Here is a 25,010-nt window from a genome sequence, read left to right on the forward strand (position 1 = left end):
ACACTATTCCACGCAGGCCAGGTAGGACTTCGGACAGTTTGCATCGAGGCCGCCTGACGCATTGCCCCGCAAGGGAATCCGCTCCATTTGCTCCAACACCTGAGGGAAGTGGTTGGGCGCGCGCGTCCAAAAAAGATAATTGGCCCGCAGCCGATCGCGACTGAATGCGAGCAATTCGGCAATCGTCGGCACGCGTCCTTTGCCGTCGTGGCGCGTGTTGTCATAGTTGGCCTGCATCACCGACGGCGTCAACGGGATCAAGCCGGACATCTGCGGATAATAGTGGTAGACCCCCTTGAGCTTGTTGGGATGATCGAAGTTCAACCCAGGGTCCTCGAGAAACACGTCCGGCCCGCCAAGCCCCGTGCCGATCGACCGCAGCTGATCGACGAAACCGGCGAGAATCTCGCGCGGGTAATTGACGAATTGATACGTTACGGTGTTCGGAAAAGACACTCGCATCTGTCGCTGCACGCTCAGCAGGTTGTCGAAATATTTGCCGGTGTCGTGGCTCGACACCAGATCGATCGGTTGGCCTAACGCAGTTTCCGTGAATCCGAGGCCTTCAAAGTGCGCGTGGCCATTGAAGCGTTTTCCTAACTCGGCGACCAGTGCCGCCAGCCGATCGTGGACTCCGGAATTCCACAACTTGAGGTTGTACCCCCGCAGCGTGCTCTGGCCGAAGTTGCTGAATGCAAAGGCGCCGCCTTCGTACCGTTCATTGCGCATGTAGGTCGGCACCGGGAACACTTGCGGACTGAACGACTTCAGCTCCAACAGAATGACCAGATGTTTGTTCATCGGGGCCAATTCTGCCAAGATCTGTTCGATGGCCTTGAAGTCATACCGGCCTTCCTCCGGCTCTAACTCGGGCCACGGGAACCTGACCTGGAGACCGCGCAATGCGGGCGTTGCCTTCAGCTCCGCGTAGATTTGCGCCATGATGCTCGGATTGGCCCGCATAAAGGGCATCGGCGCATAGTAATGACCTGGGTGCCACTTCACCGCCCCCGGAGTCGTCGGCACGTCGGCGGCCGCAACGATGTCCTTCCCCCACCCTACGATGACTACCAGCATGACGGCAAGGAACAGCATGACCGGAGCGCAATTCCTCGCTCGATCAATGTGGAGGCGCCAACGATCCGCCGATTGCGCAACGATACCACTGGCCTGTCCGTGCATACAGTTCCTTTTCGGTGAGGTGTGCAGCGACTTGCTATAGCGAGAAACCACTGAGGACGCTCCTAGAGGAGGCGCGATGCTAGCACGATTGGTCATGCGCGTACTGTCCTGGACGCTACTTTTCGGATGTAGTGAGAATCACGAAAGCGGAGGTTCCGATGTGAAGCCGGTCGGCGAATGGGCCAAGTCGGGCGAGACGGACAACTACGCGTACTATGCCGACTATGCCAGCATAAGGAAGGCCGATGAGACTGTGGCGATGGTCGACCTGTTCGACGATAAGAACCCGCAGGCCGACGGGGGTACACCCGCACGGTCCAAAGCGACGCTGCGTGAGTATGATTGCCAGGCGAAGAAGAGCCAGGCGCTGCGATCTACGCGCTATACCGAACACATGGGAACCCGTATCCGAAAAGGAAACGAGCGCGACCATTGGATTGTATTCGCAGGACGCGGGAGAGTCCAACAGCGAGTCCAAGCGGCCGGATCAGGCCTCTTGAACTGTCACCATAAACGGCACAATCGACAAGGCCCGCAGTGTTAAGGAATGGATTGTGAGGAGGTACGACTGGTTGCAGGCACAGGTTCGCCTACGAAGATACAATCAGCAAAGAGTACGGCGTGACCGGACGAAAATGGAACCGGCCACGCCGTGCTGACGCACAACTTCGGATTAGTCCAAAACTTCTTCGTAGGCTCGCAGAAGATCTGCGACGGAAAGCAGCCCGACGATCGTCCCATCCTCGGTGACAGGCAAATGGCGGATGCCCTCTTCCTTCATGATCGTAATGGCTTCCATCAAGGGCTCGCTGTCCTCAATCGTCACCACCGATTTGCTCATGCACAGGGTGACGGTCGTGGTGTTAGGATCCAATCCCTTGGCCACGGCCTTGCGGCTCAAATCCGTGTCGGTCAGGATGCCGATATACCGAGACCCGTCGTCGACCAGCAAAGACCCGACCTTCCATTTTTGGAGCAACCGACCGGCCTCCTTGATCGACGCGGCCCGATGTACGCTCCGGACTTCGCTGGACATGAAATCCGCGACTGTAAGACCATCGAGCAAATCGCCGACGGTCCTCAGTCTGGCCCGTCCGGTCCTCGCCGCTTTCTTCAATTCCAGATTGGCAAGGCAACTCTCCAGTACTTGCTTCCGCTGATGCAGGCTCTCCCGTTCCACGTTATGCGTGCCGGATTCCTGGGCCTCCTCCGGCAACAGGCCAGCTTCCCCGAGTTTCGCGTATTGATAGGCCTCCAGCGCATCGGAGGATCCGCCGAATACCTCGCCTAAGAGCTCTTCCGTGTCGTCGTCGAATGCGTCCAACGAGGCGGAAGCCTTTCGCCGAGACAGGAACGGTTGAAACGCCCGAAGCGCGCCACGCAACGCCTCGATATGGTGATCGAGCAAATCGCCCGGCCCCGGATTGCCTTTCGTCTTTTTAGCCATGCATCCTCCTTGGTTGGGAGACCCCGAGGATAGCCCATCTCCCAATATGGCTCAAGCCCGCCCCGTTCAGTCGGGAAGCCGCTGTGGCAGGGACGGTAGCGGCGTACCGGCCTCGTCGGTCGTATTGCGGGCACGACCCGCCGGCGCCTTCTTCTCCACCCTACCCCGAACGCGATGCATTTTTTCCCTTGTGTGAAAGGGCATCAGCGTTTCCAAGAGGGCCGGCAACTTCTCGCAGGGCACATCTTCCAAAATGCGGGTCGCGGGCTTGGGATCGGGCCCGGATCGTCCACCGACGAATACGTCGACCGCATCCACGACTTTCCCTCCGACTCTCGCCTTCTTCCCAAGCAATCCAATATCCGCTACCAAGTGATTCCCGCAGCCGGCCGGGCAGCCGGACCAGTGCAGGCTAATCGGTTTCAGACCGTCGCCCAACCGCTTTTCCAGCGCTATCGCGGTCTCGACGGCCCGGCTCTTGGTTTCAATCACCGCCAGATTGCAATAGTCACTGCCGACGCAGCTGACCAGGCCCTTATAGAGCGGCGAGGGGTTGTATGCGAATTGCTTCACTAAGCGCTCTTCCGCCAGGTCTCCCACCAGGCGATCACTCACGTTGGGAATCATCAGGGCTTGTCCGGGCGACAACCGCAATTCACCGGTCCCGTACCGCTCGGCCAGTCCGGCAATCGCCCTCAGGTCATCCGCCTTGATGCGCCCCACCAAGATTTTCAAGCCGACATAATTCATTCCTCGTTGCTTCTGCCGAAAGATGCCCACATGGTCGCACTCTCCGGATTTCCTCGCATCGACGCCGGCGGCCGGCAGAGCTTTGCCGATCCGCCGCTCGACCTCGCTTCTCAACCGTTCTTCACCCCACTCCTCGACCAAGAACGCCAGCCGCGCTTGGGTTCGATTCTCCCGCGGACCATGATCCCGATAGATCTCCAGCAACGCCCGGCATACTTCGAAGGCCTCGGCCGGGTTTACAAAAACGTCGAGCGGGCTCGCGATGCGGTAACCGCCAGACCCCAGCTTTCCACCGACCAGCACGTTAAAGCCGTAGCACTTGTCATAGCCGAGGTCGTGATAGGCCGGCACCAGCGCAATGTCCTGCGTCTCCATGTGGAGGCAGTTGTCCAGACACCCCGTCACCGCGACGTTGCACTTGCGCGGGAGATTCGTATAGGCCTTGTTGCCGAGCACTTCTTGATTGATGGCCCGTACGATTTCGGTGCCGTCCAACAACTCGTTGGGGTTCAGGCCCGCCACCGGGCAGGTCATGACGTTTCGGACAGAATCCATGCCCGTTTGCATCGAGGTCAATCCGACTCGCTGCAAGAGATCGAACACCGTCGGCACGTCGCCGATCGCCAAATGACGCACTTGGATTTGTTGCCGGGTGGTCACATCCAACACCCCGTTGCCGTATCGTCCGGCGATGTCCGCCAGCGCGTTCAGCTGATAGGAGGTCGTTCGCCCGCCGGGAATGCGCACCCGCAACATAAACCGACCTGGCGTCGGGTTCCGCAGAAAGAGCCCGTACCACTTGAGCCGGTGCACGTCCGCATCCGGAATCGCTTCCCACCCCGCGGCCGCATAATGGGCGATCATCTCGCCCACCGTCAGCCCATCCCGTTCCGTCTTCAGCGCTTCGATCTTATTCATGTAGTCCCTCTCAAGGTCACGAAGTAGTCCAGTCCCGTTTTGCTCAGCACCACCGTGCCGGCGCGACTCAACCGGTCGACGGCAAGGAGCACCTGTGACGCGCTCAGGCCGGAATGCGCCATTAGATCCTCGAACGTCTGGGGCGCCAACCCCTGCAGATGGCTCAATACGGTGGTTTCCGCCGTCGTCGTCATGGGATGCCTCCTTCCGCCGCGTGAATGACTTCGTCCTTGAATGGACGGAACGCTAGAATGTCTTGTATTCAAGCCACTTGCCGTTCAGGGTGATCTTGCATCGCGCCTCCCCCTGACTGCCTGTGACCTTTTCCATATCGATCGTGAAGTCGATTGCGCTCATAATCCCGTCGCCGAACATTTCATTCGCTTGCTCGCGCATCGAATCGCCGTAGACGCCGATGATCTCCAGCAGTCGATATTTGAAGGGGTCGGTCGTGATCGGATAGTCCGTCCGCACCGGAAAACTGCTCAGCGCCGAGGTCGTCTCTGAGTCGAGTTCGAGCATCGCGCCCACTTTCTTGGCCTCGTCCAACGACAATTTGTGATTGCCGTTGAGCGCCGCAGCGACGAAGGTCGGATTCTTCCCCACTACCTTTGCGATGGCCGCAATGGTCAGGCCCTTCGCCATCCGCTTCTCCTTGATGATCGTGCGCACCGTGTCCCTATCCATGTCTGCCCCCTTGTGTGAGTTGAGTGATCTGTTCGCCCGACGGCCCCCGATCTCTACGTCCGCAGCGCTTCCGCTGTCTCTGTCCGACCGACTTCCCCGGCCTCCGCTTCCTTCACCCGATAGGGGCTGGCCAACCAATACAGCCCGCCCACGAAGAGTCCGCCACCTACGATATTGCCGAGAGCCACAAACAGCTGGTTGAACCAAAATCCCGTCCACGTGACCGCCGCATCGTGAGGCAGCAACAACGCCATGCCCAGCAAGGATTGATTCGCGATGCTGTGCTCAAATCCCGTGCCGATGAATGCAAAGAGGCACCAGAAGATCAGCAGGATCTTGGCCGTCTCATTGCTCGTACGCCCCGCCATCCAGACCGCGAGGCAAATTAGCCAGTTGCAGAGAATACCCCGGACGAACAGCTCCCAAGATCCGAGTGACATTTTCACCGTCGCGAGCTTTGCGATCAGGTCCGTGGTGGCGCCCTTCGCGAACAGGCCAGATTGGACAATCAACCAGGCCAACAGCAGCGACCCGATCAAGTTGCCGACCCAGGACCAGAAGTTCAGTTGCAACGCTTGCCCCCAGGTGATCGACCTGGTGAGGCCGCCGATCACACCGACCATGTTGTTGCCCGTGAACAACTCCGAGCCGGCAAAAATCACCAGGGTCAGCGCCACCCCGAATGACGCGCCCATGACCAATTTCACCAGCGGCGACCCTTCGGCAGCCAACGGACCTCCCAGGCTGAAGATCAGCGCAATCCCGAATCCCAAATAGATCCCGGCGAAGGCCGACAAAATGAGATAGCCCGGAAACGAGCGTTCCAAGAACGCCCATTTCTTTGCCGCAAGCCCGCCGATACGCTCGTGATCTGACGCATGCATGGATGCCTCCTTCACTAAAAATGGTGCTCTCTGAGGCAAAAATAAAAAGCGTCCTCCCCCCTTGTGATCGGGAGGAGGACGCCTTTGTCCTCGACGGCACCGGGATGACCGGGCCCCTATAGTGCTGCGCCGACGTCGCTGCCGGCTGAAAATAAGAAGGCGTCCGCCACTCCCGAGAGAATGACGGACGCCTTTGTCCGTTTACGTATATAGGTGAGAGTCAGTCGAGGCGCCATTGCCTCCCGTCACTCACCAGGGAAAGGTATCATCCTTTCCCGCAATCCGTCAAGGACCCTCTTAATGGAGGCAACGGGCTAGAGGTCGTAATACAGGAAGAACTCGTACGGGTGCGGCCGCAACCGCATCGTATCGACTTCCTTCGTGCGCTTATAGCTGATCCAGGCCTCGATGAGATCCTCAGAGAAGACACCGCCCTTGAGGAGGAACTGATGATCCTTCTCGAGCGCATCGAGCGCATCGTCGAGGCTCCCGGGCATGGTCCGAATCTTGGCCATTTCCTTCGGCTCGAGATCGTACAGGTCCTTCTCCGCCGGCTCGCCGGGGTTGATTTTGTTCTCGATCCCGTCCAGACCGGCCATCAACATGGCGGCAAAGGCGAGATAGGGATTGGCGCCGGGATCCGGGAACCGTACCTCAATCCGCTTGGCCTTGGGGCTGGGCGAATACATCGGAATGCGGATACCGGCCGAGCGGTTCCGGCTGGAGTAGGCCAGCAACACCGGGGCTTCGAAGCCCGGCGTAAGCCGCTTGTAGGAGTTGGTCGTCGGATTGGTGAACGCCGCCAACGCCGGGGCATGCTTCAAGATGCCGCCGATGTAGTTCAAGCACAGCTGCGACACGCCGGCATATTCCTTCCCGGCAAACAGGGGCTTGCCGTCCTTCCAGATGCTCTGGTGCGTGTGCATGCCGGACCCGTTGTCGCCGAACAGCGGCTTCGGCATGAACGTGACCGTCTTGCCATGCCGACGCGCGACGTTTTTGACGATGTACTTGTACATCATCATCTTGTCGGCGGTCTTCAGCAGCGAGTCGAAGCGAATGTCAATCTCGGCTTGGCCGGCCGTGGCCACTTCGTGGTGATGCTTCTCGACCGCAATCCCTGCCTTTTCCATCTCGAGGATCATCTCGGTCCGGATGTCCTGTTGCGTGTCGGTCGGCGCCACCGGGAAGTAGCCTTCCTTGTGACGGATCTTGCCGCCCAAGTTCACACCCTCCTGGCCCATGTTCCACACGCCCTCATCGGAATCGAGGAAATAGTAGCCGCTGTGGTTGGTCTGGTCGTAGCGGGCATGATCGAAAATGAAGAACTCGGCTTCCGGGCCCCAATAGGACGTATCGCCGATCTTCGTGCTCTGCAGATACTTCTCGGCCTTTTGGGCGATGTAGCGCGGATCGCGATCGTAGGTCTCCCGGGTGATCGGATCGACCACGTTGCCGATCAGACTCAAGGTCGGGACCGCGCAGAACGGATCCATGCAGGCCGTTTCCGGATCCGGCACGACCAGCATGTCGCTGTTGTTGATCGCCTTCCAGCCGCGGATGGAGGACCCGTCCAAACCGGACCCATCCTTGAACAACCCTTCCGTGAGTTCCCCCACCGGAATGCTGAAATGCTGCCACGTGCCGATGAGATCGACAAACTTCAGATCGACCACCTGCACCTTGTTTTTCTTCGCAAACTCCAACACTTCACGAACGTTCATCCCCTCCTCCTTTCGGAACCGATGAAAATAACACCCTCACTCAATCTGCTATGCCGCCTGTGCCCCTAAAAACGCATCGATCTCCCGCAAGATCATTCCTCGAATCGACTCCAGCTGCGCGTGATCTTCGAGTTTCGTTCCATCCTGCCCCGTAACATAGAATACATCCGCCACCTGGTCGAGTCGCGTGGAGATGCGAGAGGCGTGCACCGACAACCCCAACCGGAAAATGGCGTTGGTGATCACATATAGCAGGCCCTGACGGTCGTCGGCGAACACGTCGATGATCGTGAAGCGATCCGACGTTTCGTTGTCGACGCGGACCTCCGTGGGCTGACGATGCGCCGGCAGTGACCGTCCGAAACTAAGCCGTGCCCCTCGCCGCATCACATCCTCGATGGCCTCACGGCCCGTCAGGACCGACTCAATCGTGTTGCCGATGGCGCGGCGCCGTTCCGCCGGTGGAGCGCCCTGATAATCCGGATCGGTCACCTGGAACGTGTCGACCACGACTCCGTCCTTTCGGGTCAAGATCTGCGCGTCCAAAATCTGCAGCCCGCCCGACGCCATGACGCCGGCGATTTTCGAAAACAGTCCCGGGATCAGATCATTGTGGGTAACCACCGCATACTCGCATGTCCCCAACTGAGCGTTGAATTCGGAATCCACCACCACCACTCGGCCAGGCTGCAGACAACGGATGGCCGCCAGGTGCGCAGCGATTCGCCGCGGTGATGTCCCGTACGCATAGCGGAGCGGGAACTGCTGCAATTCCGACTGAATCCAGTCTCGTTCCATCCGCTCGGTCTCGGCGGCTTCCTGCTGCGCGACCACGTCGGCGGCGATCCGCTTCAACCGCTCCGGCTCATCGGCGGTCTCGCGTTCGCCGGACACCTCCTGCATCGCGCGCAGGAACAACTCGATCAGCAACGACTCTTTCCACTTCGTCAACACTTCAGGTCCGACGGCTGCAATATCCGCGGCGGTCAAGGCCAACAGCTTACGCAGGACCTCGGGCGTGCCGACCTCACGCGCAAAAGGCAGCAGCACCTTCTCGTCGTACGGATCGCGCCGGAACGCCGTATGGGCCATCAACAGATGCCTGTGCACGAGGAAGACGAGCGTGCGGGTTTCTTGTTCCTCGAACCCCAACCGGGCGGCGGCTTCCTCCGCCAGACGCTTCCCGACCTCGCTGTGGTCTTCTTCGTGGCCTTTTCCCAGATCGTGCAGCAGCACCGCGAGATGAAGGATATCCTTCCGTTTAATGCTGCGATAGACCTCGCCAAGCACACCCTGCTGGTCCGCCAACGCTTCCACCTTCGCGACCGCCAGAAGGCTGTGCTCATCCACCGTATACTTGTGGTACTGGTTGAACTGCATCAGGCCCCGGACCCGAGCGAAGGCCGGCACGAGCTTTTCGAGCAGGTGCGCCCGGTGCATCGACTCCAGCGTGCGGGCCGCACCCGGTCCGGACAAAATCGACAAGAACATGCGTCCGGCTTCCGGCGTGCGGAACTGCTCCTCCGGCACGGCATCCACGTGACGATGGATTTCCTCGAGCAAAAGTGGATCGATCACGAGATTCTTGGCCCGAGCCAGATCGAACAATTTCAGCAATGCCACGGCCCGATCCAACACCTTCGATCGAAGTTCGACCGGAACCGTCAGGGTCGAGCCGTTGACCGAATAGTATTGGTCGACACGGGACGCCGGCATCCAACTACGCAGGCGCTGCCACAGCGACACCCGCCGGCACCGCTCCACGAAGCGCATCGACGCCGCATGCAGTTCCATTGTATGGCGGTAGTACTGCTGCATGAACTGCTCGACGGCCAGCAGATGGGGCTGATCGACACAGCCCAACTGCTTGGCCAGCCACACCTGCTCGTCGAACGTCAAAATCTCCTGCGCCATCCCGGCCCTCGTATGGAGGAACGCCCGGACGCGTAACAGAAACTCGCGAGCGTCCTTCACGGCGCGATAGTCGGTTTGAGAGAGAATCCCGCGGTCGGACAGTTCCCGGATGGTCGGAGCCTGATACCGGGCCAGTCCGATCCATTGCAACATGTGTAGATCCCGCAGACCGCCTTTGCTCTTCTTGACGTTCGGTTCAAGCAGATACACGGTCTCGCCGAATTTCTGGTATTCGCGGCGACGCTCCTCGAGTTTCTGCTCCAGATACTTGTCGACGCCAGCGGAGACGACCTTGCGGAAGTATCGAGAATGAAATTCCTGGAACAGGTCGGCGCTGCCCGCTAAAAACCGCGCTTCCATCATCGATGTCCGCACGGTTAGGTCGCTCAAACCGAGTTCGACGCAATCCTGAATCGTGCGCACGCTGTGTCCGACCTGGAATCCGCTGTCGTACAGGGGATGGAGCACCTGCTTGACCAGCTCCGGCACGACCTTCGCCGCTTCCGGACGGAACAAAAACATGAGATCGATGTCGGAGAACGGGGCCAACTCGCGGCGGCCGTAACCGCCCAAGGCCACCAGACAGCAATGCTGAAAGCCCGCCGTGGTCAGCGCATCACCACCTGCACGGGCCGCGCTACGGTAGCGGCCGATGATCAGGTTATCGACCAGTTCGGTCGTGGCGCTTACCACCTCTTCGCCGGAAGCTCCGGCAAACAGCCGACGCTGAATCGCCTGCCGTTGCTCGGCAAGCGCGGCACCCGCCGAGGCAAACTCCTGCAGGCTCTGTGACGAGGCGTCCAGGCTTTGCGACATGGCTACAACGCGCTCTCTCCCGTTTCGCCGGTTCGGATACGAACCACCGCATCGAGATCCCGCACGAAGATCTTCCCGTCTCCAATGCTGCCGGTCTTGGCCGCCCGAGTGATCGTCTCCAGCACCCGCTGGACCAAGCCATCGTTGACCGCCACCTCGATCTTGACCTTCGGCACGAATTCAATCGTATATTCCTGGCCCCGATACGTTTCCTTATGGCCCTTCTGCCGCCCGAAGCCCTTCACCTCGGTCACGGTCATGCCCTGTACACCCATCTCCAGGAGCGCATCCTTGACCTCGTCGAGCTTGAACGGCTTGATGATCGCTTCAATCACCTTCATCCCTGCCTCCTGGGGTCGCTGAACGCCGTATTCCCCGTCACGAATACGCGCGTTCGTTGTGCTGACTCAAATCGAGACCGGTCGCCTCTTCCTCGCCGCTCACCCGCAATCCGGTCATGGCATCGACCAATTTCAGAATGACGAATGTGCCGATGATCGAGAACAACGCCGTTGCCACGACGACCACGAGTTGAATGCCGAAGAGACCGGGATTGCCGAAAAACAATCCATCGGCGCCGGCCGGATTGATCGCCTTGCTGGCGAACAGTCCGGTCGCCAAAATTCCGATCACCCCGCCGACGCCGTGAATCCCCACGACGTCAAGCGAGTCATCATAGCCGAATCGTCCTTTCCAAACAATCGCCGCATAGCAGGCCGCACCTGCGATAAATCCAATCACCATCGCAGGAATCGGGCCGATGAAGCCTGAAGCCGGGGTGACGGTCGCGAGCCCCGCGACCGCGCCGCTCGCCACGCCGAGCACAGTCGGTTTCCCACGGTGCAGCCATTCCACCGCGCACCAGACTAAGGCCCCCATCGCAGCCGCCGTGTGGGTCACCAGAATCGCCGACACCGCCAGGCCATTCGCGCCCAATGCGCTGCCGCCGTTGAACCCGAACCAGCCAAACCAGAGCAGACCCGTCCCAAGGAGGGTCATCGGAAGATTGTGCGGCGCCATATAGTCCGTTCCATAACCGCGCCGCTTACCCAGCACGATTGCGCAAACCAGAGCCGATGCCCCCGAGGTAATGTGCACCACGGCCCCGCCGGCAAAATCCAGCCCGCCCAACTTGGACAGCCAGCCTCCGCCCCAAAGCCAATGGGCCACAGGCGCATAAATGAATAGCGACCAGAGCGCGGAGAATATGATGAGCGAGACAAATCGCTTGCGTTCAGCAAAGGCCCCCGCGATGAGCGCCGGAGTAATGGCGGCGAACATCATCTGGAAGAGCATGAATGCTTGGTGAGGGATTGTCGGCCCATACACCGGGTGCGGCTCCGCCCCGACACCGTTGAGCCCGACCCAATCCAACCCGCCGATCACGCCGCCCTTGTCAGGCCCGAATGCCAAACTGTATCCACAAAAGATCCAAAGCAGGCTGACCACGCTGAGGATCACAAAACTCTGCATGATCGTGCCCAGCACGTTCTTGCTGCGCACAAGCCCTCCATAAAACAGGGCCAAGCCCGGCACCAGCATCGCCAGCACAAAAGCGGACGAGACCAATACCCAGGCCGTATCACCGGTATCGATCTTGAGACCCGCCGTCTGCGCTTGGGCCTCGGGCAATCCTCCCAGCGATGCCAGGAGTGCCCCACACCCCGCACAGAGCAGGCTGCCCGAACGCGTCGGATTCATCACAGTCCGCCTCCTTGGATTAGGGACGAGGCAGGAAGCGGAACCGCTCCCCGCCCCACGTCCGACATCGCCGTTAGAACGTCTTGGTAAACTTGAGCTTGTAGAAGTCCTGATTGTCGGTCAGATCCTTACCGGCCGTAAACCGAAAGGCCATCCCGCCCGGCAACTTCATCTCCACATACGGACCGATCCAGCGATAGTAGTCCTGCTGTGCACCAGGCGCGCTGCTGTCGCGGGTGGTCAACAGATGCTCGTAATGCGCCCCGACCGACCACATGCTGTTCACCCGGACACCGACGTTACCCCAATAATGCAAAAAATCCCAGGTCCCGCGGCCTCCGGCAAAACCCGGTCCAAGGCAGTTCGTCCCGCCCGGGTTCGAACAGGCGATGGCACCGCCCCCGCCGCTGCCACCCTCGCTGCGGATCGCCTTGTAATAGCCCATGTAGAACTCGCCCTCGAAGCGATCGTCGAGGTAGTTCATCGTGATGTTGGGGACGGCGCCTTCGAATGCGGTCGTCCGCTCGGCCACACTGCCGCTGCCGTTCGGGAAGAATCCGCCTCGCGAAGACAAGAGTTGCCCATGCACAAAACCGATCATGGGCGTCACGGACAGCCGCTTATCCAAGAAGGTGAAATTCAACCCGACGTCCGTCTCCAACCAGGGGTTGTTATCGTGAACGCCGACCCCGCTGATCATGGTCCAATACGTAAAACTGAAGGCCAAGGCAATGTTGTCGGTCAGACCATAGGTCCCGTAAATCGCCGGGTTGAATCCAAAGAAACTGTCCGCCTGCATGGCCATTGTGACCGACACGGGATGCTTCTTCGTATCCATCAAATCGTCCGTGGTGTCCGCCAAAGCCGGCCCATTCAGACCCGCCCAGACAGCCGCGCACGCCAACATCCCGATTCCCCATTGCCGCACCCTTCGTCCAACAAACCTAGCCATGGCACCTCCAAGAGAATGTATGAGTAATGAGTTCTCCGTGACCGTCCCCGAGAACGGCCCACATCTGCTCTCCTAGCGCCATTGCCAGTCTTGATGACCGACGCCGTTGTCGGTCGCCCTGTTCAGCGGCGCCGCGCCAAGAAGGCCGCGGACCGATCGCAGGGGGATTAGAACCTATCGATACCGATTCGTGATGGGCATCCGCCGATCCTTGCCGAAGGCTCGATGTGTAATCTTAATGCCGAGCGGCGCTTGCCGCCGCTTGTACTCGCTGCGATCCACCAACGACATGACCCGCACGACCGTGTCCCGTTCGTAGCCCAAGGCCACGATCTCCTCCAGCGCCCGATCCTCCTCGACGTAGGCTTTCAAAATGGGATCGAGCACGGGATAAGGCGGCAAACTATCCTCGTCCTTCTGATTCGGGCGCAACTCCGCCGTCGGCGCGCGATCTATAATCCGCTTCGGGATCACCGGATCGGTGCCGACCAGGTTCCGCAAATAGGAGAGTTCATAGACCATCGTCTTGGGCACATCCTTGATCACCGCAAATCCGCCGGCCATGTCGCCATAGAGCGTGGCATAGCCAACACTCATCTCGCTCTTGTTGCCGGTCGTCAGTACCAAATGGCCGAACTTGTTCGAATAGGCCATGAGCAAGTTGCCGCGGATGCGCGCCTGCAGATTCTCCTCAGTGGTGTCAGGCTTGCGCCCGCTGAACGGCTTGGCCAACGCCCGCAGATAACCATTGAACAGCGCGGTGATCGAAATCGTCTCAACCCGAATCCCAAGCCGGCGCGCCAGATCGTCGACATCTTCCCGGCTCTCCCGAGAGGTATAGGGCGAGGGCATGAACACGCCCAGCACATTCTCGACACCGAGCGCATCCGCGGCGATGACCGCCGTCAGAGCCGAATCCACCCCGCCGCTAAGGCCGATCACCACCTGCTTGAACCCGTTCTTCTGAACATAGTCCTGCACCCCGAGCACGAGCGCGCGATACGCCTCATCGAGGGGATCGAGCTGCGGGCTGAACGAAGGCACGATGATCGAGCGGGACGAGCGATCCGGCAGCGTCGCGTCGACCCGATCCACCAGAGACGCCAGTTTGGGTGCCGACGACTTCTTGCGCCGATGGGCCAAGCGAGCCCGCCGAACCGCCGCGGTGTCCAGATCGGCCAAGATCAGATCTTCCTCAAAGGCTTTGCCCCTCGCAACGATTTCGCCGGTCTGATCGAAGATCAGGCTGTTCCCGTCGAACACCAACTCGTCCTGCCCGCCCACGGTGTTGGTGTAGGTGACGATCGCCTGGTTGTCGCGCGCGCGGGTGGCCAGCATTTGCTCGCGCAGCCGCCCTTTCCCCACGTGAAACGGCGAGGCATTGATGTTGACGATGATCTCCGCCCCCGCCGCAGCCTGCAATCGCGTCGGGCCTTCGGGATACCAAATGTCTTCGCAAATATTCACACCGATGGTCGTGCCGTTCAGCGAGAGGAGCGGCAACCGGCGGCCGGCCTGAAAATACCGGCTTTCGTCGAACACACCGTAGTTCGGCAGGTACCATTTGCAGTAGCTGGCCAGCAGTTTACGGTCGGCCATGATCGCAGCCGCGTTGTACAGATCGTGCGGTCCGGCCGGCACCGAAACTGCCTGGTCTCTCGACAGCGCCGAGGCCGTCCCCTGTCCGACGTAGCCCACGACCGCCACCAGCCCCCGTGTCTCCGCCACCACCGCCTTGAGGGCGCGTTGGGTGTCTTCGACAAACCGAGGCTTCAGAATCAGGTCTTCGGGCGGGTACCCGGTGATCGCCAGTTCGGGAAACGCCACGATATCCGCGTGAGCCGCGCGGGCTTCCTTCAACCATGCAACAATGCGTCGGACGTTGCCCGGCAGGTCACCGACCGTCGGATTCATCTGCACCATGGCAATTCGAAGTGGACGCATAACAAGCTCTGGGCTATCAGCGATCAGATCTCAGCTTCCACGCCGCAGGAGCACGTCTTCGCACCGGGGCTGGTAGCCGACGGCTGCGACAGCTACTTCGGATAAAAAAAAACGCCCTCTGACCCAGGAGGCCCCTGAGCCGGAGGACGTCGTTGTCCTTGTTCGTCTGTATCAAAACGTACGTTGGAGACTCCATTGTCTCCCAAAACGTGGTGCTGGTATAGCATTCCGCCTTGCGGAGAGTCAATCAAATTTTCCTCGATCTTCTCAACGAAACCATGCAGTTGGGTGTAGGGCTTGTGCTACACTACCGCCCCATGTCGTCCACCAAACCCTATCTTGCCCGCGCTCGGCGATTCGTCCTGCTCAGTCTGTGCCTCCTGGTCTCAGGCTGTAGCAGCGGAGCCCTCCTCACCAAGGTCGGTGATGGCCCGCTGGGAACCGTGTCCCTGGAGAAATTGAGCAGCAAGGGAACGACCGCGCGGTACAGCGGGACGGTGAACACGTTTCAAGCGACTCACCCGGCAAATATCCAAGCGGCTCAAGCCGCAGCCTTCTTGAGTGGCCTTCACCTTGCCGGTGTCGAACAGGCCGTGGGAACCGGCAAGACTCTCTACCCCCTCTTCTCTCATGAGGAAGTCGATTTCTTGGCTCCGCTCGTCGCCAGTGCCTTCGCCGAAGCCGCCCCAGACCAGCGGGTACGCCTGTCCGTGAAGGACGACGGTCTGACGACGGAGGGGACGCTGTATGTGTACCAAAACCTTTTCCGGTTCGCGTTGAGTCGCTATCGCACTGCGCCGGGACGAAGCGATGGCAAATTGACGTCGTATACGCTCCTGTTCAAACCGGATCAGGCCGTCGCCAAGGCCGATGCCCCGCAGTCCTGGATGCTCATTGAACCGCAACAGCCCCGCATTGCCGTCGACTATGATGCCCTCCGCACCATGCCGGCGTCAGCCACCCCTGCTGCCCAGCCGGCCGGCGCTGCTTTGGTGAATGCGGCGGTCGAGCAGATTCGTCTCGAACAGGAACTGCAGTCTACGAAGGATCTGGTCGTCAAGCAGGCGGAAGAATTGCAGCGTCTCCGCGATGAACTGGATCAACTCAAGAAGCAGCAAGCTGACAAATCCAATCAGCCGGCCAAGATCAAACCCAAACCAGCGCCGAAGAAACAGCCCGCCACGCCGTAACATTCAGCTCAGTAGCGCCGCAACACCGGCATCGACAGGCCGAACAGCGCCATGCGTGTGCGCCCCCACAGTATCGCCTGTGCCTGGGCCAATATCGGAGCGGATCGCGCCATGAGCTTGACGACCAGGCCCGGCATAGAAGGTTCGCTGACTCCGGCCAGCAGGTCGCTCTCCATCCCCTCCAACCTCACCGCGAGATCTTCCCGAAGCTCAGCCCATCGCGAGCCTTCCACCTTGTCGCTCAGCACGAACAATGAGGCCACGTAGTCCCAGTCGCGCGGCAGCGTGCCGACGGTATCGGGCGTGAGATGAAACCGTTCGACGACCGATCCTCCCGATGCAGTGCTGAGACGAATCTCATTGTCGTAGGTCTCAAACGCCCAACGCTCCGGCTTGGCGATCCTGCCTGACGCCATTGCATCCCACAGCAACAGGGTCGAGCCGGGAGCAAGGTCCACCTGGATCGATTGACTGAAGCGGGAGCCGGCAAAGGGAATCGTGCCTTCCGGCATCCACTCCAACCGAGCTCCTGGTCCGACCGAACAACGAACCGATTGCAGCGCCGGCTCGGATTGACTGCGATAGACTCGATTGGCGGAGGGACTCGTTATCACCACGTGTGCGTCGGCATGGAGTGTCGCTTCAACCGACAGCTGGTCCCCTCCCACGAGCCCCCCGGAAGGATTGACCAACCAGACCACTGCGACACCACTTTCATCGAGATAGGTCGGGGGGAAATGATGCCACGGGCTGGTACACGAGGACTGAGTCAAGACGGTTCGCGCGCCGACTCGTTCAAAGTCATAGCGTAGAAGGCCCTGACGCCCCACCGTTGTCGTGAGGACACCCTCTTGAGCAGAAAACGGCATGGACGGACTCCCTCGAATCTTGAATGACCGCAATCACGTGAGGCCTACGGGATACGAATCACGAACGACGCGTCACGGAGAGCGGATTGCTCGTCCGATTAGTGACGGTGCGAGTGGGAGAGGACCAGGCCCGTGACCCACTCGACGACTCGATCGAGCCCCTCACCGGTTTTCAGGTTGGTGAAGAGGAACGGCGAAGCGCCGCGCATTTTTCGGCTGTCGCGGTCCATGACGCCGAGGTCCGCACCCACCAGCGGCGCGAGGTCGGTCTTGTTGATGACGAGCAGGTCCGAGCGGGTGATGCCTGGCCCGCCTTTCCGCGGGATCTTGTCGCCGGCCGCGACGTCGATGACGTAAATCACCTTATCGACCAACTCTGGGCTGAAGGTTGCCGCCAGGTTGTCTCCCCCGCTCTCCACGAACATCAATTCGACGTCTGGATGGGATTCCAACAGATCGTCCAATGCCGCTTGATTGTGGGAGGCGTCCTCGCGAATCGCCGTATGCGGGCACCCGCCGGTTTCAACCCCCAGAATTCTGTCTTGCGGCAAGGCCCCCCGACGGGTCAGGAACTCCGCATCCTCCTTCGTAAAGATGTCGTTCGTCACCACCGCCAGGCTGTAGCGATCCCGCAATTGCCGACAGAGCGCCTCGACCAGCGCCGTCTTACCGGAACCGACCGGCCCCCCGACACCGATGACGGGAATGTGCTTGGAGCGAGCCAGTGTCGTCCGGCCGCTTCCACAGAAATGTTCGTCTTCGCGATGCATGCTTAACTCCGGAGCTTATAGCTGATGGCCTATGGCGTACGCAGGAACGAAAGCCGACAGATTCTTCTCCTCGTCCGGACCATGGGCGATTCACCCTGCGCGATCAGCGCTTACCTCCGCTTGTGCCATACGCTAGTTGCCATCAGCCATTAGCTCCTAAAAAGACGTGATTCCAACCGGCTGTGGCGCATGGCGTAGATGTCATGCACCGGCGACCAGGATCGCAGGACGTTCCGCTGCGCCGCCCTCCGGCCGACGCTCCCGATCACCGGCAGCCAGCTGTCCAGAAGCCGCTGCCCTTCTCGTTGCCCGATCGGCAACAGTTTCATCGCAGCGGCGACAAACCCAGTCGCGCACTGGTACAGCCAGGCGGCGATCGTGGGGGCTTTTTCCCAGCCTGCCGCAGCAAGCGTAAGCCCGACACAAATCGCCGCATGACCGGGGCTCGTACCGGCTTCGACGGCAGCCAGATACTCGGCCAGCAAAGGCGCAGGCTCTTCCTGGTCTACTGCGATCCGAATGACCTGACGACCCATTTGGCGACTTGCCTGCCTGGTCTCACGGCCGAGCTTCATCGCATCGAGTTCACGATCCACCGTGATCAGCACATCCAGGGTCCCGGCCACAAACGCCTCATGCGCCAACCCCACTGCCACCGCCTCGCGTTCCCCCATGCCGGTCGTCAAGGCTTCGACGACGAAGCGAGACAATTCCTCCCCATTCTTGACCGAGCCCCCCTGCACGGCCGCCTCCAACCCGGACGAAAACGCAAATCCTCCGGAGGGAAAAAAGCTGTCGACGAAACGGAGCCCGGTCAGCAGCGATCGCGTGTTCATCGTATGTTTGCTCTTATCCTCAACGGATGCTCAAAATGACTTGCCAACTACGCCGCAGGGTGCGCGATACGAGGATTAACGAGCATCATGTTTGCGCGCGCCGGCGAGACGGTAAGCCGGCCGGTTCGTGTATGAGCCGGAGGCGTATCGGTTCCCACCCACCCCGAGCCGTCAAGACAGCTCGTACTCCGTCTGGGGTACGTTGAGGATGCGTTCAAGGCAAGAACGATGCTGGGCAACGTTTTCAGCAGCCGTCAAAACAAGAAATACCGCTGCGCCATCGGCAACTCCCCCACCGGCTCACACCTCAACAACACGCCATCCGCCCTGACCTCATACGTTTCCGGGTCGACTTCGATCTGCGGCAGCGCATCATTCAACTTGAGATCGCGCTTGCCGATGCCTCGACAGCCCTTCACAGCCGCCACCCGCTTTTGCAGCCCCAACCGCTCGGTAATCCCTCGCTCCAGGGCCTGCTGGGATAGAAACGTCAGGCTCGTTCCAAACGGCGCCCGCCCAAAGTTCCCGAACATGGGCCTCGTGAGCACCGGTTGCGGAGTCGGGATCGAGGCATTCGGGTCACCCATCGCGGCCGACAGCGGAAACCCGCCTTTGAGGACGATCTCGGGCTTCACGCCGAAGAAGGCCGGCTTCCAAAGCACGAGGTCGGCCAGTTTTCCGACTTCCACCGATCCTACTTCATGGGCAATGCCGTGCGCGATGGCAGGGTTGATCGTGTACTTGGCCACGTAGCGCCGTGCGCGCCAATTGTCATGCTGCCCGGCCGACGCTTCAACTCCACGCTCGGAAAGATGCCCCCGTTGCAGTTTCATCTTATGGGCGGTCTGCCAGGTCCGGATGATCACTTCGCCCACACGCCCCATGGCCTGCGAATCGGACGACATGATGCTGATCGCGCCCATATCGTGCAGGATATCCTCGGCCGCAATCGTCTCACGGCGGATACGCGACTCGGCAAAGGCGATATCTTCCGGCACGCGCGGGTTCAGATGATGACAGACCATGAGCATGTCGAGATGCTCATCCATCGTATTGACCGTGAACGGCATGGTGGGATTCGTGGAGGAGGGCAAGACGTTCGGCTGGCCACAGACTTTGATGATGTCCGGAGCATGTCCCCCACCCGCCCCTTCCGTATGGAAGGAGTGGATCGTTCGCCCTTTGAAAGCCTTGATCGTATCTTCCACAAAACCGGCTTCGTTCAAGGTGTCGGTGTGGATCGCAACCTGTACGTCGTATCGATCAGCGACGCTAAGGCAACAGTCGATTGCAGCCGGCGTCGTCCCCCAATCCTCATGGAGTTTGAGTCCGATGGCGCCGGCTTCGACTTGTTCATCCAACCCTTCCGGCAACGATGAGTTGCCCTTGCCCAGAAATCCCAGATTGATCGGGAATCCGTCCGCCGCTTCCAACATCCGGTGGATGTTCCAAGGACCGGGGGTACAGGTCGTCGCGTTCGTGCCGGTGACGGGACCGGTTCCGCCGCCGATGAGTGTCGTCAGGCCGTTCGCAAGCGCTTCGGTGATGATCTGCGGACAAATGAAATGGATATGCGTATCGATTCCGCCTGCCGTCACGATCTTCCCTTCGGCGGACAACACCTCAGTCCCCGCACCCACCTCCATGCCCTTCGTGACCCCGTCCATCAGGTCCGGGTTGCCGGCCTTGCCGATCCCCACGATGCGGCCGTCGCGAATGCCGATATCGGCCTTCACCACCCCCCACCAGTCGACGATGATCGCGTTGGTGATCACCAGGTCCAGCGCACCCTTGGCTCTGGTCGCGGCAGGGGACTGCCCCATGCCGTCCCGGATTACCTTGCCCCCACCGAACTTGGCTTCTTCTCCCGGCAGGGTGAGGTCGCGGGTGATTTCGATCAGGAGGCCCGTATCGGCCAAGCGAATGCGGTCGCCGACGGTGGGGCCGTAGAGATCGTTGTATTGACGGCGAGACAGTTTCATCGTTCATCGGCTGCTGAAATCAGCCGCTCTCCTTTCTCCAACAACCAAGCCACTAGGAGGACTTCTTGGCCGTGAACCCTAACTGGCGAGCCCGCTCCAAGGCCTGTTGTCTCACGGCCGGGTCATCCAATCGGCCGTTCACCAAGCCATTGATGCCGTAGGCGATGCGATTGCCGCCAAGCGCAACGAGCATCACACGCTTGGCTTCGCCCGGCTCGAACCGCACGGCCGTCCCTGCGGGGACGCACAAACGAAATCCGTAGGCCCGATCACGATCGAATTTGAGCGCACGATTCGCCTCAAAGAAATGACAATGCGAGCCGACCTGGATCGGCCGATCTCCCGTATTGGACACCGTCAGCTCGATCGTCTGCCGGCCATTCAATGCCGTCACATCGCCTTCGCCGAGAATGATTTCGCCGGGGATGATCGTGTCGGCCTGTGCCGATCCTTTCAGGGCACGTTTCGCCTTCATCGACTTTTTGGCTGTGGCTCCCATTTCATATCCTCTCCACGCAACAGACCGTACTCAACATCGACACCTGCTCGCCGGTAGTCACCGAATCGGTTCATGCACCGTGACCAGCTTCGTCCCGTCCGGAAACGTCCCCTCGACCTGCAATTCCGGAATCATTTCCGCCACGCCCGGCATGACGTCTTTCCTTTTGAGCAACGTTGCGCCGTACGACATCAACTCCGAGACGGTCTTGCCGTCGCGAATGCCCTCCAGGATTTCAGCCGTGATGTATGCCACGGCCTCGGGATGATTAAGTTTCAGGCCTCGCTTCCGACGATCCTTCGCCAGATTGGCCGCCACATAGATCAACAACTTTTCCTGTTCACGCGGTGTCAGGTGCATATCGGTTCCTCGTTACCCATCGACCGTCAGTCGGATTTCGGACGCCATACCGGTATGTTCAGAATTTCTTGTGCTTGATACAAGTCGGTCGAGCCGGCCGGTTTCTGTCCTTTGTACATGGTCACCGTCATCGACGTGCGCCGAGACAGCGCCAGCACGTCCGCCCGTTGAGCCAGGTGGAAGTAATCGTAGCCTTCGCGCAGGGTCAGCTCCGCGCAACGCCGCCGCAGATACGCATCCAACTGTTCCTGCGAGGTGAAGGAACTCACCCGATACTCGACGCGGTAGACATTCTCCTTGAGCTGCTCGACCTCGTCCTTCTCGGCCTCCGCCAATGGAGTGAACTGCCCGGTGGCGCAGCCGGCGCAGAGGACGGAAAGCGCTATCAGCCAGCCCCTCACTTCCGCCATCCGTTGCCTGCCCAGCAATAGTCCCCTCGTTTCTCTACGTCTCATCTCCCCTTCCCCCTCGGATGCTCCGCATGCCAGGGTGAATAGTAGCCAGCAACTTAGACCAGATCAACCATGACCTCTCTCGCAACCAACGGATGACCGTTCAGACGTTCCCTTCTCCGCAATCACAACAACGGGCCGTGCGAGCATTTTGGATCAGCCTCGAGGGTATCTGCGGAAGGAGAGGTACACCGATCCGGGGAGACTTCCTCGCCTGCGCGGCCCTGCCAACGCCAAAGCAGCAGTCTCTTCCACTCGCTCGCCCTCTATCGCGAGTAACCCTGAGCTTGCGGGCCTTTCTAACTGTCAGGTGATGTGAGACTGGCCGGCGACAGGACCAACGCTACACCGTCAAATGCTGCCTCACCATTTCTGCGCTAAGCTCGTCTTTTTTTCCCGCCGCCATGACCGCCCCTTTGGCCATGACGACATAACTATCCGCCAGCCGCGCAGCGAAGTGAAGGCCCTGTTCGACCAGCACAATGGCAAACCGGCGAGCCGTCTTGAAGCCGATGATCACGTCTTCGATCTGATCGACGATCGACGGCTGGATGCCTTCCGTCGGTTCATCGAGCAAGAGCACTTTCGGGCTCGACAGGATCGCCCGGCCAATAGCGAGTTGTTGTTGCTCTCCACCGCTCAACACACCGCCCGGCCGCTCGAGAATTTGCGTGAGCTTGGGGAACAATGTGTACACCTCGTCGAACGCCGCTTTTTCGGTCATGCCGTTGGACGACGTTCCGCGCGCCCAATATCCCAGTTTCAAGTTTTCGCGCACCGACAAATGCGGAATGATCTCGCGTCCCTGAGGCACATAAGCCAGACCGCGCTTGGCGCGACGATCGGTCGGGGCTTTCGTAATATCCGTTCCGTCAAAGACCACCTGCCCGCTACGCACCGGCAGCAGACCCATGATGGCCTTAAGCGTGGTCGATTTGCCGACGCCGTTACGACCCATCACGCATGCCACTTGCCCCGCCTCGATCTGGAACGACACGTTGCGCAGAATGTGGCTTTCGCCGTAATAGACGTTGACCTTGTCAAGTTGTAGCATCGTAAGTATTGACTACCTCAAAAGGATGTTCAAAAGGCTCTCCGGCGAGGCCGCAGGCAAGAGAAGACCGGAGACGTACCCTTGCGGTACGTTGAGGATCTTGTCGAGCCGAGAACGAAGCTGGAGGGACTTTTCAACATCCTGTTACGCATGCGCCACTTTCTGGCGCCCAAGATAAATCTCTCTCACCCGCTCGTCCGCCTGCACCTTGTCCACCGTGCCTTCGCAGATCACCGTGCCTTCGTGCAAGACCGTCACGATCCGCGCGATCTGGCGAACGAACTCCATATCGTGCTCGATCACCACGATGGCATGTTTCTCGGCGAGCGACTGCAGTAGCAGACCGGTCTGCTCCGTTTCCTTGTCCGTCATCCCCGCAACCGGTTCGTCCACCAGCAAGAGCAACGGATCCTGCAGGATGACCATGCCGATCTCGAGCCACTGCTTCTGTCCGTGCGAGAGGGCGCCCGCGCGCGTCTTCGCCACGTCGCGCAAGCCGATCGTATCCAAGGCCTCGTTGATGCGTTCGCGCTCCGCCGCCGTGGACTGCCCGGTCAGGGTCGTCCACACCCCGCGGCTCGGACGGCTCAACGACAGATCTAGATTCTCCCACACCGTCAGGTTCGCGTAGATCGAGGGCGCCTGAAACTTGCGGCCGATGCCCAGTTGGGTGACCTCATGCTCCCGCAATCCCACCAAATCGGTGTCCTTCCCGAAGATGACTCGCCCCGCGGCAGGCTTGGTTTTGCCGCAAATGACGTCCAACAATGTGGTCTTTCCCGCTCCGTTGGGGCCGATCACCACGCGCAGTTCGCGGTGGTTCACGATGAAGTTTAAGTTATTGAGCGCCTTAAAGCCGTCATAGTCGACGACCACCCCTTCAAGGTAGATGATGGAGCCCTGTTCGGTCATGCCGCCTTACGCCCCTCGACCTTCGTCGCTCGATGACGTGAAGCCCACGCCGACGCTGCTGCGCTCAGCTGCTTCGACAGGCCCATCACACCGTCGGGGAACAACAGCACCACCGCTACGAATAGCCCGCCCAGCATGAACGGCCAGAGCTCTGGAAAGTAATTCGTCAGGATGCTGCGCCCCAGGTTCACGCCCACGGCCCCTACGATGGCCCCGACCAGGCTGGCGCGGCCGCCGACCGCCACCCAGATCACCATTTCCAGAGAAGGCAACACCCCGATCTGCGCCGGCGTGATGATTCCCACCTGTGGTACGTACAGCATACCCGCCAGCCCGGCCAAGGCGGCCGACACGCCGAATACAAACACCTTATAGTTGGACGGCGCATAGCCCGAAAACCTCAACCGCTGTTCGCTATCCCGCACCGCAATCAGGACGCGACCCGCCCGGGAAGAGATGATCCAGCGGCAGAGCAGGTAGGCACCGACCAGGCACAATACTGTGACCACGTATAGCGCCCGTTGCGTCCCGGGGTCGGAGAGGCGGAACCCCAGCAGCTGTTTGAAGTCGGTCAGCCCGTTGGTCCCGCCCAGATTCGATTCGTTTCGGTTTAAGACGAGCCAGGCCATCATGGCCAGCGCTTGAGTGATAATGGCGAAATAGACACCTTTGATCCGACTGCGAAAAGCCAGGAAGCCGAAAACGGCGGCGCAGAAGGTCGGGACAAGCACCCCTGCCAGCAAAGCCACCGGAAAACTCTGGAAGGGCTTCCAGAACAGCGGTAGTTCCTTCACCTGATTCCACACCATGAAGTCCGGCAGCACGCTTCCATACACACTTTCCCCGCCGATGGAGAGCATCAGGTGCATGCCCATACAGTAGGCACCCAATCCGAAGAACACGCCCTGCCCCAGGCTGAGGATACCGGTATAGCCCCAGATGAGATCGAGCCCCAGCGCGAGAATCGCGAAGGCCAAGAACTTCCCGAATCGGTTCAACGCGAAATCCGAGATGTGCAGCCACGAGCCTTCCGGCGGGAGCACATTAAGTAACGGTAGGACAAACAACAGCACGAACCCCGTCACCCAGAATGCCGCTCCCTCATGGCCCGCCTTCTCCCCGCCGTTCACCATCGTCTCGTTCACTCCTGGTGCGTTGACCTTCATG

At 60.1% G+C, this 25,010-nt stretch carries 24 protein-coding genes; 2 read left to right on the plus strand and 22 right to left on the minus strand.

What is annotated here, in order from left to right:
• Positions 1–3: 3 nt before the first annotated feature.
• Entirely contained in the window at positions 4–1,182 is a 1,179-nt protein-coding gene (locus tag KF814_17415) for a beta-galactosidase (GenBank protein MBX3237926.1), read from the minus strand.
• A 76-nt stretch (positions 1,183–1,258) separates the two neighbouring features.
• On the opposite strand from KF814_17415, the gene KF814_17420 reads away from it, so the two are divergent.
• Positions 1,259–1,726 (plus strand): hypothetical protein, encoded by a 468-nt coding sequence (locus tag KF814_17420; protein ID MBX3237927.1) that lies wholly within the window; start codon positions 1,259–1,261, stop codon positions 1,724–1,726.
• Positions 1,727–1,855: 129 nt separating this feature from the next.
• Here KF814_17420 and KF814_17425 read toward each other — a convergent pair whose 3' ends face one another.
• From KF814_17425 to KF814_17475, 11 genes are all read right to left on the minus strand, one after another.
• On the minus strand, positions 1,856–2,629 hold the full coding sequence (locus KF814_17425; GenBank protein ID MBX3237928.1) for a CBS domain-containing protein: 774 nt from the start codon (positions 2,627–2,629) through the stop codon (positions 1,856–1,858).
• A gap of 66 nt (positions 2,630–2,695) precedes the next feature.
• The gene (locus KF814_17430) at positions 2,696–4,297 is read right to left on the minus strand and encodes a ferredoxin--nitrite reductase (GenBank protein ID MBX3237929.1); all 1,602 of its coding nucleotides are present in this window, start codon (positions 4,295–4,297) and stop codon (positions 2,696–2,698) included.
• Positions 4,294–4,491, minus strand: coding sequence for a hypothetical protein (locus KF814_17435; protein MBX3237930.1), 198 nt, complete (start codon positions 4,489–4,491; stop codon positions 4,294–4,296). Before KF814_17435 ends, KF814_17430 begins: the two co-directional genes overlap by 4 nt.
• Before the next feature lie 52 nt (positions 4,492–4,543).
• Positions 4,544–4,984 (minus strand): cyanase, encoded by a 441-nt coding sequence (gene cynS, locus KF814_17440; GenBank protein ID MBX3237931.1) that lies wholly within the window; start codon positions 4,982–4,984, stop codon positions 4,544–4,546.
• A 53-nt stretch (positions 4,985–5,037) separates the two neighbouring features.
• A complete protein-coding gene (locus KF814_17445; protein ID MBX3237932.1) occupies positions 5,038–5,868 on the minus strand; it encodes a formate/nitrite transporter family protein in 831 nt (276 codons plus the stop codon).
• A gap of 314 nt (positions 5,869–6,182) precedes the next feature.
• Positions 6,183–7,592, minus strand: coding sequence for a type I glutamate--ammonia ligase (glnA, locus tag KF814_17450; GenBank protein MBX3237933.1), 1,410 nt, complete (start codon positions 7,590–7,592; stop codon positions 6,183–6,185).
• A gap of 48 nt (positions 7,593–7,640) precedes the next feature.
• Positions 7,641–10,322: a [protein-PII] uridylyltransferase gene (gene glnD / locus KF814_17455; GenBank protein ID MBX3237934.1), complete on the minus strand. Its 2,682-nt coding sequence runs from the start codon at positions 10,320–10,322 to the stop codon at positions 7,641–7,643.
• A 2-nt stretch (positions 10,323–10,324) separates the two neighbouring features.
• Positions 10,325–10,663, minus strand: coding sequence for a P-II family nitrogen regulator (locus KF814_17460; GenBank protein ID MBX3237935.1), 339 nt, complete (start codon positions 10,661–10,663; stop codon positions 10,325–10,327).
• A 37-nt stretch (positions 10,664–10,700) separates the two neighbouring features.
• A complete protein-coding gene (locus KF814_17465; GenBank protein ID MBX3237936.1) occupies positions 10,701–11,918 on the minus strand; it encodes an ammonium transporter in 1,218 nt (405 codons plus the stop codon).
• A gap of 178 nt (positions 11,919–12,096) precedes the next feature.
• The gene (locus KF814_17470) at positions 12,097–12,975 is read right to left on the minus strand and encodes a hypothetical protein (GenBank protein MBX3237937.1); all 879 of its coding nucleotides are present in this window, start codon (positions 12,973–12,975) and stop codon (positions 12,097–12,099) included.
• A 174-nt stretch (positions 12,976–13,149) separates the two neighbouring features.
• The gene (locus KF814_17475) at positions 13,150–14,919 is read right to left on the minus strand and encodes an NAD+ synthase (protein MBX3237938.1); all 1,770 of its coding nucleotides are present in this window, start codon (positions 14,917–14,919) and stop codon (positions 13,150–13,152) included.
• Positions 14,920–15,152: 233 nt separating this feature from the next.
• On the opposite strand from KF814_17475, the gene KF814_17480 reads away from it, so the two are divergent.
• Positions 15,153–16,109 (plus strand): hypothetical protein, encoded by a 957-nt coding sequence (locus KF814_17480; protein ID MBX3237939.1) that lies wholly within the window; start codon positions 15,153–15,155, stop codon positions 16,107–16,109.
• 8 nt (positions 16,110–16,117) lie between these two features.
• On the opposite strand, the gene KF814_17485 is transcribed toward KF814_17480, so the two are convergent.
• From KF814_17485 to urtC, 10 genes are all read right to left on the minus strand, one after another.
• The gene (locus KF814_17485) at positions 16,118–16,978 is read right to left on the minus strand and encodes an urease accessory protein UreD (GenBank protein MBX3237940.1); all 861 of its coding nucleotides are present in this window, start codon (positions 16,976–16,978) and stop codon (positions 16,118–16,120) included.
• Positions 16,979–17,076: 98 nt separating this feature from the next.
• Positions 17,077–17,748 carry an urease accessory protein UreG gene (ureG, locus tag KF814_17490; protein ID MBX3237941.1) on the minus strand — a complete coding sequence of 224 codons (672 nt, stop codon included), beginning with the start codon at positions 17,746–17,748 and terminating at the stop codon, positions 17,077–17,079.
• A 149-nt stretch (positions 17,749–17,897) separates the two neighbouring features.
• Positions 17,898–18,584: a hypothetical protein gene (locus KF814_17495; GenBank protein ID MBX3237942.1), complete on the minus strand. Its 687-nt coding sequence runs from the start codon at positions 18,582–18,584 to the stop codon at positions 17,898–17,900.
• Positions 18,585–18,838: 254 nt separating this feature from the next.
• The gene (ureC, locus tag KF814_17500; protein ID MBX3237943.1) at positions 18,839–20,566 is read right to left on the minus strand and encodes an urease subunit alpha; all 1,728 of its coding nucleotides are present in this window, start codon (positions 20,564–20,566) and stop codon (positions 18,839–18,841) included.
• Positions 20,567–20,618: 52 nt separating this feature from the next.
• The gene (locus KF814_17505) at positions 20,619–21,041 is read right to left on the minus strand and encodes an urease subunit beta (GenBank protein MBX3237944.1); all 423 of its coding nucleotides are present in this window, start codon (positions 21,039–21,041) and stop codon (positions 20,619–20,621) included.
• A gap of 81 nt (positions 21,042–21,122) precedes the next feature.
• A complete protein-coding gene (gene ureA / locus KF814_17510; GenBank protein ID MBX3237945.1) occupies positions 21,123–21,425 on the minus strand; it encodes an urease subunit gamma in 303 nt (100 codons plus the stop codon).
• Between the two features lie 26 nt (positions 21,426–21,451).
• A complete protein-coding gene (locus tag KF814_17515) occupies positions 21,452–21,880 on the minus strand; it encodes a hypothetical protein (GenBank protein MBX3237946.1) in 429 nt (142 codons plus the stop codon).
• A 340-nt stretch (positions 21,881–22,220) separates the two neighbouring features.
• Positions 22,221–22,931 carry an urea ABC transporter ATP-binding subunit UrtE gene (gene urtE, locus KF814_17520; protein ID MBX3237947.1) on the minus strand — a complete coding sequence of 237 codons (711 nt, stop codon included), beginning with the start codon at positions 22,929–22,931 and terminating at the stop codon, positions 22,221–22,223.
• Positions 22,932–23,075: 144 nt separating this feature from the next.
• Positions 23,076–23,843: an urea ABC transporter ATP-binding protein UrtD gene (gene urtD, locus KF814_17525; GenBank protein MBX3237948.1), complete on the minus strand. Its 768-nt coding sequence runs from the start codon at positions 23,841–23,843 to the stop codon at positions 23,076–23,078.
• On the minus strand, positions 23,840–25,009 hold the full coding sequence (gene urtC, locus KF814_17530; GenBank protein ID MBX3237949.1) for an urea ABC transporter permease subunit UrtC: 1,170 nt from the start codon (positions 25,007–25,009) through the stop codon (positions 23,840–23,842). The genes urtD and urtC overlap by 4 nt, the downstream gene beginning before the upstream one ends.
• Position 25,010 lies beyond the last annotated feature (1 nt).

It is taken from the genome of Nitrospiraceae bacterium, from assembly GCA_019637075.1.
In the GTDB taxonomy this organism is placed as follows: Bacteria; Nitrospirota; Nitrospiria; order Nitrospirales; family Nitrospiraceae; genus JAHBWI01.